This is a genomic window from Mycobacterium sp. NGS41 (assembly GCF_059812725.1).
The window spans coordinates 1-11,150 of sequence record NZ_JCALDF010000059.1 but is presented as its reverse complement, the minus strand read 5'-3'; the positions used below and the strand labels follow the sequence as shown (position 1 = coordinate 11,150).

Here is an 11,150-nt window from a genome sequence, read left to right as displayed (position 1 = left end):
CCCTGATCGGTGTCAAGTAGTTCACAGAGACGGCGACGACGGGATACGATCCCCGGGCCTATTAGTGGGGGATGCTTCGGAAAGCGTGTCGGAAGTGAGGCCATGTTTGCTTGACGGACAGAAGATCCTGATCACAGGCGCTACGGGCAAGGTCGGGTTTCCGATTGCGCGGGCACTGGCGGGCCGCAACGAGGTCTGGGGCGCGGCTCGCATGACGGCGTCGGCCTCCCGAGATCAGCTCGTGGCCGCCGGCATTACACCGATTTCGCTCGATATGTCGGCAGCCGACTTGTCAAATCTGCCAGACGATTTCAACTATGTGTTCACGCAGCAGTGGACACGGGCACCGGCGACTGGACACGCTGCGTCAAGACCAACGCGGAGAGGTCGGGCGACTTGCTCTATCACTGCCGGACGGCGAAAGGTTTCGTCTTCTGTTCGACCGGCTCGATCTACGCGTACCAGGGGCAACGGCCCCTGACCGAGACGGATCCGCCCGGCGTTCCGTTGCGTGCGAACTACAGCATCTCGAAGGTCGCGGCCGAAGCGGTGTGCACCTGGATTTCCCACCGCTACCGAATTCCACTGACCATCATCCGTATCTGCTCGACGTACGGACCGGAAGGTGGTGCGCCTGCCGACCGCTTCGACGCGATGTTGGCACACAAGCCGATTCGGCTTTATCCCGACAAACCGAACAACTACAACCCAATCTACGAAGACGACTACGTCGAATTCGGCATCCGCGCCATGGAAGTGGCCGCGACGCCGCCGGTCGTCGTCAACTGGGCGGGCAGTGAGACCGTCAGCGTCGAAGAGTACTGCACTTATATGGGCGAGCTGGTAGGTGTCGAGCCGATCTTCGAGTACACGCCAAAGGCCCACACCCCGCTGTGGCCGGACGTCACACGCATGCACGAACTACTGGGCCGGACGAAAGTGCCGTGGCGCGAAGGCTTTCGACGCATGATCCAGGCCCGCCACCCCGAAATAGCGCTGAGGACATGACGGTGACGTTGCCCGGCACGCCCACCGACGAGGTCGCCGAGGTCATTGCCACGGGCAGGGGAGACATCAGCACCCTGTTTGTGTCCATGGCGGCCCGCCATCCCGACGGCAGCGATGCCGACTATCTGCGCTGGCACACGCTCGACCACCGTCCCGAGCAATACCGTCTGCAGAGGCTGCGCGCCTCGTTACGACCGGTGTCCACGCCGGATTGCCGATCCGCACGGTCGGCGAGCCGGGGTCCCCTGGACGCGGTCGACCACGTGATGACGTACTTCTTCACCGATCCCGATGGACTTCAACCGTTCACCGATCTCGGTGCGGCGTTGCGTGTGGCCGGCCGGATGCCGCCACTCCTGCCCCCGGTGGAACGCGGTGTATACGAGGTGCGGCACAAGGTGGCGGCGCCGAGAGTCAAGATCGGCGCGGATGTGCTGCCCTGGCTGCCGGTACGGGGCGCTTTCCTGTTGGTCGAACAGGGAAGCACGCCGTCGACCGATCTAATCGACGTCGAGGGAGTAGCCGGCGTCTGGTCCGCCATCGCACTGAAAGTGGATGCGCGGCTGGCGGACACGCAGCCCGGCCAGTGGATCACCTACTGCTTCCTGGATGACGATCCGGTTGCCACCGCGAAACGGCTGCAACCCGTGCTGCAAACTGGTTGGCGTGAATCGGGGACCGAACCGCTTCTGGCTGCCCCGTTTCACGTTGTCGTGCCGTACGAGTGGGACCGCTATGTGCCGTGACCGGGGGACGCCGTGCGCGTCGGCCTGATGGTTGGCTCCGATAAGGAGCGTTCGCGAGCAGACCGGTTGGCCGGCCTCGTCGATGACGGCATCCACGCGGAAAGCGCTGGCTTCCAGACGTTCTGGATGCCGCAGGTTCCCGGCTACCTCGATGCGATGACCGCGATCACTCTGCTGGGTCAGGCAACCAACAGCATCGAATTGGCCACTGCGGTCGTGCCGATCCAGACCCGCCATCCGATGATCATGGCCCAGCAGGCGCTGACGACTCAGGTGGCCTGCGGCGGGCGGTTCACGCTCGGCGTCGGGCCGTCACACCATTGGATCGTCAATGGCCAACTCGGGCTGCCCTACGACAGGCCCGCACACTTGGTGAGGGACTACCTCGACGTTCTCGCCGCATCGTTCGACGGCCCCGGATTCGTCCACCTGGAGAATGAGAGCTACCGCGTCCACGGTCCCGTGGATGTCACTGACGCCTTCGAAATGCCAGTCTTGTTGGCGGCGTTAGGACCGACCATGTTGCGCATTGCCGGCGAGCGAACTGACGGCACCATTTTGTGGATGGCCGACGAGCGGGCCATCCGTGACCACGTCGTACCGCGCATCACGGCCGCGGCCGACGCCGCCGGGCGGCCCGCGCCGCGGGTCGTCGCCGGGATCCCCGTTGCCCTGTGCGCAAACGGAGAAGCAGAGAAAGCACGCGCCTACGCCAGCCGAGTCTTGGGACATGCGGACTTCTCACCCAACTATGTGCGCCTGCTTGAACACGGCGACGCCAAGGACGTCGGCGACACCATGGCGGCGGGCGACGAGGCGGCCATCCTGGCGCGGTTGCGCCGCTATCAGGAAGCGGGTGCCACCGATTTGGCAGCGCGCATCGTCCCGTTGGGGGAGGACGCGACTACCCGAACTCGTTCGCGGCTGCGGACGCAGGAGTTTCTCGCGTCGCTGTGTCCGGCTCTGTAGACAGTCAGGTTCGTGCCGAGTTCTCGGTGATGATTTCGCATGCCGTCTCGTAGAACGCGCTGATCAACGTCGAGAACGACAGCTGGAACGGGTGAATCATGTACACATCCATCCGTTCGAGGCGCCAGTCCGGCAGCACGGGCACGATGCTTCCGTCGCGCAATTCAGCGGTGACGATGATCTGGTTGGGCATCGCCCCGATACCAAGCCCGTGCAGGATGTACTGCTTGCACACCTGAAAGTTGTTGGCGCGCGCCCGCACCATGGGTGAGAGCTCATAGCGTCGCTTGTTCTTCGCGAGCGTGAGCTTGCGCGGTCCTTCGCAGATGCCGCAATCGATGAACGGCAGCGTATTCAACTGTGGCGGAGCAGTAATGGGCTCGGCCAGGTGCCCGATGAAGTCAGGTGAGGCGCAGAGAAAAAGTTCGAGGCTGAAGACCTTCCGTGCGATCAGCGTCGAGTCCTGCAGCGGCCCGGTTCCGAAAACCACGTCGTACCCGTCGTTGACGGGATGAACGACGTTGTCCACCAAGCGGATATCGAGGCGCGAGTTCGGATAGCGCTGCAGGAACTCAGCGCCGACTCTGGAGGCATAGTCGATACCGACAAAGACCGGAATGGCAACGCGCAGCTCACCTTGTGGCTCTTGCTTGCTGCCTTCTACCAGCGCGCGTACGCCGTTGGCCTCGGCGAGGATGTTCACGCCGTGGCTGTAGATCTTCGCGCCCAGATCGGTGACGGTGAGCTGGTGCGTGTTCTTGCGCAGCAGCTTGATACCCAGGTCTGATTCCAGCTTGCTGAGCTTGCGGCTGACGGTCGACTTGGGCATGCCGAGCAGTGTCGCCGCTTTCGACAGGCTGCGGCACTCGACGACCTTGCCGAATACCAGCAAGGCATCGAGGTCGAACGGCAGGTTTTGTTCCATCGGTGTTTCAGAAATGCAACAGGGTGTTGCAATTGAAAGCCTGTTTTGCGTATTTGGTCAAGTGCTACGTTCTGCCGGTAGGGGACCGGGGCCTACGTGGAGGAAGGGCAAGGAGGGCCTCATGAGTCAGGACGTCCTGGTGACCAAGCCGGCGAGTGGGCATTGGACAGATGCCTATCCCGAATTGGGCCGCGGCCAAGTGTCCCTCGAGGACTGCGTGTCGGAGGAGTTCTACGATAAGGAACGCGAGCACGTCTTCAAGAAAACCTGGCTCTACGTGGGGCGGGTGGAGCGGGTGCCGCGGTCCGGCAGCTACTTCACCCGCGAGCTGAAGTTCCTGAACACCTCGATCATCATCGTGCGGGGCAAAGACGACGTGATCCGCGCCTTCCACAACATCTGTCCGCACCGCGGTAACAAGATGCTGTGGCAGGACGACCCGTTCGAGGAGGTGCAGGGTCGGGCGCCGTTGCTCTACTGCCGTTTTCACGGCTGGCGCTACAACCTGGATGGCTCGCTGCATGCAGCCACCCGCAAGGATCTGCTGCTCGACTTCGATGCCGAGAGTTGCCGCGTGCCATCGGTCCAATGCGAAGTCTGGGAAGGCTTTATCTTCATCAACCTCAACCCGCACAACAGCGAGCCGCTTCGTTCATACCTCGGCGAGCTGGCGCACGGCATCGAAGGCTATCCCTTCGCCGGGCCGCACCAGGTCTATCGGTTCAAAACCGAATTGCAGTGCAACTGGAAGATCTTCGTCGACGGTTTCGCGGAGAGCTATCACGGCCCGTATCTGCATGCGTCCTCGTTCGGCGCTCTCACCGCAGAGGCCAGAGACGCGTTCGACCAGCCCAATCCGTTCACCGACGCGTTGGCCTACCGGCTCGCGGGCCCGCATCGGATGTTCTCCTTCTCCGGCGAGCCGTCGCAAAAGACGCCGTATTCCAAGCCGATCGAATGCGTGATGGAGGCGAGCGCGGCCGGCCCGTGGACCAAGCGCGCCGATCGCGGTCCGATGCCGGCGGGGCTCAATCCCACGCGGTCGGAGAAATACGGCTTCGATTCGTTCCAGTTCTTCCCCAACTTCGTGCTGATTTTCGGTTCATCCGGCTTCAGCACGCACACCCATTGGCCGACCGGCCCGCACTCCCACATCTTCGAAGTCGAGATGTTCTATCAGCCGCCCAAGACGCACAAAGAGCGGCTGGGACAAGAGCTGACAGTGACCTTCCTCAACGACATCATCCTGGAAGACGCCAGCCCGTCTGAAGGTATACAGGCAATGCTGAACAGTGGCGCACTCACGCATTTCACGATGAACGACGAGGAGATCCTGCTGCGTCATCTGCACAAGGTGGTGGGCGACTACGTGGAGGCCGGCGAGAACTCGAAGGCGACTCGATGAATACGCTTCTGCCTCAGGAGTTTTCACAGCTCGAGCATTTGGTCGCCGAGTGGGCCATCGAGGACGGGCACGAGCGTTATGTGAAGCGCGTGAACAGTTCTATGAGTGAGATACAGGCGTTCTACGACGAGTTGTTTCCGCACGCCGAGGAAGCGGTCGCCTATATCGACAAGTTCGACTACTCCGAACCGCTGCCCGAGGATGTCGCCAACCTTCGCAATCTGCTCTACTCGTTGATTACAGTCTCGTTGGCAGTCGAGCTGTGGAGACAGCCGCGGGTAAAGCATTCGGCGAACACCATTCTGACGAGGCTGAGCTGACGACTATGGGACTTCGGTCAGAGCAGCTCGAAATCGTCGACTGCACAACGTCGATCGGCAGCGAGATAAGGACCGACCTCGAGAGCCTGCTCAGTGGCCGCGTAGCGGAGACCATCCGCGCAACGCTGGAGCAGCGTGGCGTGATCTTCTTCCGCGGCCTTCAGCTCAACGACGAGCAGCAAGTCGCCATAGCCAGAACCCTCGGCGACATCGTGCAGAACGAGGGAGAGGGCGGAATCTACAAGATCTCGCTCGACAAGAACGTGAACCAGCGAGCCGAGTACCTGAAAGGCTCGATGTTCTGGCATTTCGACGGCTCGCTGCAGCCCTATCCGAACCTTGCCACCCTGCTGCGGGCCGTGAAGCTGTCGGATTCCGGCGGGCAGACCGAGTTCTGCAATACCTATGCGGCTTACGAGGATTTGCCGGACACCGACAAGGAGACGATCGCCGACCTTCGGGTGGTCCACAGCGCGGAGCGCTCGCAGTACTACGTGCGGCCGGAAATGAGTTACGACGAGATCACCTTCTGGCAGAAATCTCCGACGAAGTCTTGCCCGATGGTGTGGACGCACCAGTCCGGACGCAAGTCGTTGCTACTGGGCGCGACCGCGGACTACGTGATCGGAGTGCCGGTGGAGGAAAGTCGCGCATTGCTTGCGCGCCTTCGGGATTGGGCCACGCAGCCGCAATACGTCTATCGGCACGAGTGGCAACTCGGCGACCTGCTTATGTGGGACAACACCGGCACCATGCACCGAGCGCTACCGTATGCCGCTGATAGCGGCCGTCTCATGCACCGCACAATTCTTGCCGGAGAAGAGCCCCTGAATTGAAACTTGGCATTACGACGCCCGTCGTCACCAACGTCGCCGGCGCTGCGCTGACGTGGGAGCAGAACGCCACGATCGAGGACATCGGCCGCGTCGCCGAAACCGCAGACCGGCTCGGATATCACCACCTCACCTGCAGTGAGCACATCGGCATACCTTCCAGCGAGGCCCCGCGGCGCGGTGCCAGGTACTGGGATCCGCTCGCCACGTTCGGCTACCTGTCGGCGCGCACTCGGCAGATCCGGCTCGCCACAATGACGCTGGTGCTCGGGTACCATCATCCGCTCGCGATCGTAAAGCGTTATGGCACATTGGATCACGTCAGTGGCGGCAGAGTCATTTTGGGTGTGGGCGTCGGCACCCTGAAGGAGGAGTTCGACCTGCTGGGCGCGCCGTTCGACGATCGTGGTGCTCGTGCTGACGACGCTTTACGGGCGCTGCGGGCGGCCTTGCCAACCAATGAGCCGGCTTATGAGGGCGAGTATTACTCGTTCGGCGGGCTCACCGTTGATCCGTGTGCGCTACAGCCGCATATGCCGATGTGGATCGGTGGCCGCACCAGGCGATCGTTGCGCCGTGCGGTCACTCTCGCCGACGGGTGGTGTCCGTTCAATGTGCCTATCGCCACCGCTGCCGAGTGGTTGCAGGCGCGAGAGCTGCCGGCGGGGTTCGAGGTCGTCCTGCCCGCTGATCAACCGCTCGATCCGGTGCGGGAGCCGGCGTCGACCGAGGAGACGCTGCAGACCATGGCCGCAGCGGGCACTACCACGTTGTCGGCCAGGTTCATCCATCACTCGCTGGAGCACTACATTGAGCAGATCCACGCGCTTGCCGAGTTGCACGCCAAGACGTTCTGAGTCAGCTCAGCTCACGGCTGAAAGCAACTCCTGAAACGCGTTTTCCATGCATTCGGAATACCTGGCCGGGTCGGGCAGGGCGTCGCGATCCGCAGTGGCGCTGATCGAGAGAGTTCCGTTGTAGCTGGCAACGACATGGATCAGGTTCAAGCCGCCTACCAGCGGCCCGAGACCGGCGGCGCGGACGAGCCGGGCGCCGCGGAAGAAGATCGGGTCGGGTGGACCGGGCACGTTGGTCACGGTCGTGTTGGCGACCGTGGGGCCAGAGAACGGAATCACGCTCGCGGCCTTTGCAGCGATCCCGAGCAGTGACGTCGGCACTGTTTCAATCAGGTCGAGCAGCTGGGTCCCACTGGATTTGTCCGCTCCCGAGAGACTCGCCGACGTCGCTTCGGCGATGACGGCCAGACGTTCGAGCGGATCAGCGATGTCGGTGCCGAGCGATTGCAACCGCCCGAACACCGCATTGCCCTTGCTGGTCTTATCGCCCGCCTCACGCAGTGACATCGGGCATGCCGCGACAAGCGATTGATCGGGAAGCTCGCCGTGTCCATCCAGATAGTGGCGAAGGGCACCGCCAACGTATGCGAGCGCCACATCATTGATTGTCGCGCCGGGCACACTCGCCTTGATCCGCCTGAAATCGGCGAGCTCGTGGAACCGCGCCTCGAAGACACGGTGCGGTGACACCGTTTGGTTGAAGCGCGTCTTCGGTGGAAACGACGGAATAACGCTGCCACCGACGACCTTTGACGCCGCACTGCCTACCACCTTGCCGGGCAGGCCGGCCAGGCCGCGGATCATCTTGGGAGCATTCGAGGCGATCACTGCGCCTGCCCGTAGCGGGTAGAGCGCCGCGTTGATTGCCGTGCGCGACAGTAAGTCGGCATTGGTGGGAAGGCGGTCGGGATGCCAGGGGCTGTCCGGGCCAGCGGGGCGGGGGCTATCAGCGGTAAGGTCGTGGAGCGCCGCAATCATCTGCACGCTCGCCATGCCGTCGACTGCACAGTGGTGCAGTTTCAACGCCATTGCGAACGAGCCCTTCGGTACTCCCGGCACGGAATTCAGTCCCTCGATGACGGTGATTTCCCACGGCGGACGTCGCAGGTCGATCTGTCGGGCGTGCAGCCGGGCGATCTGGATACACAGCTGCCGCCAGTCGCCAGGTTGGGGCAGCGCGATATGGCGGACGTGATACTCGAGATCGAAGTTCGGGTCCTCCACCCAGTAAGGCCTGTGTAAACCGGCGGGCAGCTCGGTTAACCGCCTCCGGAACACATCCGCGAGATGCAGCCGGGCGTCGAGCTCCTCGAGAATCCCCTTGAAGGTCACTTTGCCGGCCGGGGCGGTCGACGGGTCATAAATCAGCAACAGCTGAATCTGTAATGGTGTCGCTGGCCTTTCGGCACGTAGCAGCATGTCGTCGGTCCAACTCAGCTGCTGCACAGACATCTCCTCACGAATATTTACTCGCCCAGGGTAAGCCCAGGATCCGGAGTCGGGATTAGCAACCTGCGTGCGGGCGTTGCTCGTGCGGAACACGGCAGATCGGCAGGTAAGGATTCAGATGAAATTCGGGATCGCGCCATGGTCCTTCACAGGTCCACGATGGTGCCGACCGTCGGATCGACCTTTCCGTCGAGTAGCTCGAGGTAAGCCCGCTGGATATCATCCTCACCCGAAATCCGTTCGACGCGAAGCCAAGTCGATGCCCACTCCGCGAAGGGCGACCACGCCTCGGCTACGTTGTCGTCGAGTTTCGCTGTGCCCCAGTCGGCGCCGCGCTTCTTGATGCGGTCCGGGGCGAAGAAGAAGACGGGGCTCGGGCCCGCCAGACGGCCGGTGCCTTGCGTCATCTGGGTCCAGTGGGTCACACCGACGGCAGCACTATGGGCGAGGCGGTCGCCGTAGTGGGCGTGGACGTCAGTGCGTACCGCAGTGTCGCCCGAGATGTCGACGTAAACCGCATGGTCGCCCGGTAGTTCGGAAACGTCGTCGTAGCGGTAAACCGAATCGTAGACACCTAGTCCCTTGACGAACTCACTGTTACCCGCTGAGGTGAGGCCCACGATCTCGATGCCCTCCCGCTTGGCGAGGAGGTAGGCCGCGATGATCGCCGTTTTCGACGAGGCGCTGGAAATCGTGATCGTGTCCGCGCCGAAAAAGCCCTCGTCGGCGAGGAAGTCGTCGATGAGAAAAGACGTGAAGAAGAGTGGAAAGAAAAGGATGTGCTCCGCCTCGCGGCCGGCCGAGTAGACGGGATCGGTCTGGACATCGCGGTAGCCCTGGTAGGCCGAGGGCAGCGACGCCCGGTGCGGCGCGGCGTCGATGAACCCCTTCTCGTTGATGCGGTCGGGTACGACCACCAAGTGACTGGCGCAGGGTAGGTAGCCGTAGACGCGGGTGCCCGGCGCCAGATCGGTGTGCCGCGACTCCTCGACGTGGGCGTAACCCCAGACATTCAGCTTTCCCCAGTCGGGGTCCGAGGCCGGGAAGAATTCCCAATATTTCATCGCCTCGCCGAACACCGCGTAGGTGATGTTGTTCGAGGTCAGCCCGAAGGACTCGACGCGCAGACGTGCTTGCCCGCCTTCCGGCGCCGGCGCATCGTCGGATTGGAATCGGGTCTGGTGTAAATCTTTGCGGCTCAGCTCGAAGTCCATTTGAAAAGCCTATGGCATTAGCCAGAAATTGATGTACCATCTGGTACATGATTACTGAGAGCAGCGTGGAGATCGATGCACCGGCCACGCTGGTGTGGGATGTGTTCACCGATGTCGAGTGCTGGCCCGAGTGGACCGCTTCGGTGACCCGCTTGGTCGCCCTCGATGGGCCCGGCATCGCCGTCGGCAAGCGCTTTGAAATCAAACAGCCCAAATTGCCGACGCTCGTTTGGGAGGTCACCGATGTGGCAGAGGTCACCGATGTGGCGCCCGGCGTCTCGTGGATCTGGGTGCAGCGTTCCTCAGGCGGCTCGACCTCGGCCCATCACACGCTGACGCCAATCGGCGACGGTCGTACGCTCGTGCGCCAAGGGGTCGACCAGCGGGGCCTGGTCGGTGCGATGGTCGGCCGACTGATGCGCCGCACCACGCGCCGCTATTTGGAGATGGAAGCCCGAGGCCTCAAGGGCCGCAGCGAGCAACTGCGGCACGCCCTTGGCCCGCACTCCTGATTTCAAGCGGCGCCGGCAGCTTCTCGATGCGCTAGTCGAAGAATTCGCCGCCGGCGGCATCGGGGACCGCTCGCTGCGGGAAGTGGCTGCCGCGGTCGGCACCAGCCACCGAATGCTGCTGCACCACTTCGCATCCCGGGACGAACTGCTTCTCGCAATCGTGGATGAAGTGGAACGGCGCCAGATGACTCTTTTGGCCGACCTGCCAACTGAGCCGGGCGACAGTTTCGCCGCCATGTGGGACAACCTGAGCTTGCCCGCGCTGCGGCCGTTCGAGCGCCTCTTCTTCGAGTGTTACTCCCGCGGGGTCCAGGGCGAGGAGCCTTTTGTCCGCATGGTGCCGGGTGCTGTGGACGCCTGGCTGGCTGAGGTGGACACCGCGGCCCGCGGGACAAGCGACCCCGCCCTGATACGCCTGGGCCTGGCTGTCACGCGCGGACTGCTGCTCGATCTGGTGGCCACCGACGACGACGCGGGCGTCACTGCGGCGGCGCAAACCTTCGCCAATCTCCTCCGGCAAGCCGGAAAGGTCGGGCGGCCCCGCTGAATGGCTGCGGACGCCAGACTTTGACCGCGCTTTTCACCGACCAGCGCGATACCGTCCCCCTATGGCCGGCTACCACACCGAAGGCGAGTCCGACGACGAGGCGACTGAAGCCCCGGTCTTCAAGAACCGCCACGCAACCGACTGGCACCGACACATCGCCGAGGCCAACACCGTGCTTCGCACGCAAGTCGGTTCGGGGCTGCACGGTGTCACCATCGAAGGCACCGACGACCGAGACGAAATGGGTATCTGCATAGAACCGCCCGAGTGCGTCATCGGCTTACGCCAATTCGAGCAATACCAGTACCGCACCCAGCCGGAAGGGGTCCGATCTGGCGCCGGTGACCTCGATCTGGTCATCTACG

At 62.9% G+C, this 11,150-nt stretch carries 12 protein-coding genes and 1 pseudogene; 10 read left to right on the top strand and 3 right to left on the bottom strand.

Annotation, left to right across the window (positions count from 1 at the left end; all coding sequences use genetic code 11):
* The first annotated feature begins 106 nt into the window (after positions 1-106).
* The 3 genes and pseudogenes from AC5Y21_RS25735 to AC5Y21_RS25725 all read left to right on the top strand — a co-directional run bounded on the left by AC5Y21_RS25735 (position 107) and on the right by AC5Y21_RS25725 (position 2,723).
* Positions 107-1,008 (top strand): annotated as a pseudogene (locus AC5Y21_RS25735) (NAD-dependent epimerase/dehydratase family protein).
* Between the two features lie 2 nt (positions 1,009-1,010).
* On the top strand, positions 1,011-1,754 hold the full coding sequence (locus AC5Y21_RS25730; protein WP_499916930.1) for a hypothetical protein: 744 nt from the start codon (positions 1,011-1,013) through the stop codon (positions 1,752-1,754).
* Positions 1,755-1,766: 12 nt separating this feature from the next.
* Positions 1,767-2,723 (top strand): TIGR03564 family F420-dependent LLM class oxidoreductase, encoded by a 957-nt coding sequence (locus tag AC5Y21_RS25725; protein ID WP_499916928.1) that lies wholly within the window; start codon positions 1,767-1,769, stop codon positions 2,721-2,723.
* Between the two features lie 4 nt (positions 2,724-2,727).
* Here the strand turns inward: AC5Y21_RS25725 and AC5Y21_RS25720 are convergent, their stop codons facing one another.
* Positions 2,728-3,648 carry a LysR family transcriptional regulator gene (locus AC5Y21_RS25720; RefSeq protein ID WP_499916926.1) on the bottom strand — a complete coding sequence of 307 codons (921 nt, stop codon included), beginning with the start codon at positions 3,646-3,648 and terminating at the stop codon, positions 2,728-2,730.
* A gap of 121 nt (positions 3,649-3,769) precedes the next feature.
* On the opposite strand from AC5Y21_RS25720, the gene AC5Y21_RS25715 reads away from it, so the two are divergent.
* The 4 genes from AC5Y21_RS25715 to AC5Y21_RS25700 are packed head-to-tail and all read left to right on the top strand — an operon-like array spanning position 3,770 to position 7,063.
* Positions 3,770-5,053, top strand: a complete 1,284-nt coding sequence (locus tag AC5Y21_RS25715; protein ID WP_499916924.1) for an aromatic ring-hydroxylating oxygenase subunit alpha — start codon at positions 3,770-3,772, stop codon at positions 5,051-5,053.
* Entirely contained in the window at positions 5,050-5,373 is a 324-nt protein-coding gene (locus AC5Y21_RS25710) for a hypothetical protein (protein ID WP_499916922.1), read from the top strand. Before AC5Y21_RS25715 ends, AC5Y21_RS25710 begins: the two co-directional genes overlap by 4 nt.
* 5 nt (positions 5,374-5,378) lie before the next feature.
* Entirely contained in the window at positions 5,379-6,209 is an 831-nt protein-coding gene (locus AC5Y21_RS25705; protein WP_499916920.1) for a TauD/TfdA dioxygenase family protein, read from the top strand.
* Positions 6,206-7,063, top strand: a complete 858-nt coding sequence (locus AC5Y21_RS25700; RefSeq protein WP_499916918.1) for a TIGR03619 family F420-dependent LLM class oxidoreductase — start codon at positions 6,206-6,208, stop codon at positions 7,061-7,063. Before AC5Y21_RS25705 ends, AC5Y21_RS25700 begins: the two co-directional genes overlap by 4 nt.
* A gap of 6 nt (positions 7,064-7,069) precedes the next feature.
* On the opposite strand, the gene AC5Y21_RS25695 is transcribed toward AC5Y21_RS25700, so the two are convergent.
* Together AC5Y21_RS25695 and AC5Y21_RS25690 are read right to left on the bottom strand one after the other, a co-directional pair.
* Positions 7,070-8,605, bottom strand: coding sequence for a WS/DGAT/MGAT family O-acyltransferase (locus AC5Y21_RS25695; RefSeq protein WP_499916916.1), 1,536 nt, complete (start codon positions 8,603-8,605; stop codon positions 7,070-7,072).
* A gap of 53 nt (positions 8,606-8,658) precedes the next feature.
* On the bottom strand, positions 8,659-9,726 hold the full coding sequence (locus tag AC5Y21_RS25690; RefSeq protein WP_499916914.1) for a DUF2855 family protein: 1,068 nt from the start codon (positions 9,724-9,726) through the stop codon (positions 8,659-8,661).
* Positions 9,727-9,773: 47 nt separating this feature from the next.
* Here AC5Y21_RS25690 and AC5Y21_RS25685 point away from each other — a divergent pair, with 47 nt between their 5' ends.
* The 3 genes from AC5Y21_RS25685 to AC5Y21_RS25675 form a co-directional block, all read left to right on the top strand.
* Positions 9,774-10,238: an SRPBCC family protein gene (locus AC5Y21_RS25685; protein ID WP_499916912.1), complete on the top strand. Its 465-nt coding sequence runs from the start codon at positions 9,774-9,776 to the stop codon at positions 10,236-10,238.
* Complete coding sequence (locus AC5Y21_RS25680) at positions 10,222-10,785, top strand: TetR family transcriptional regulator (RefSeq protein WP_499916910.1); 564 nt, start codon at positions 10,222-10,224, stop codon at positions 10,783-10,785. The genes AC5Y21_RS25685 and AC5Y21_RS25680 overlap by 17 nt, the downstream gene beginning before the upstream one ends.
* A 61-nt stretch (positions 10,786-10,846) precedes the next feature.
* A partial coding sequence (locus AC5Y21_RS25675) for a DNA polymerase beta superfamily protein (RefSeq protein ID WP_499916908.1) occupies positions 10,847-11,150 on the top strand: 304 nt, incomplete at its 3' end.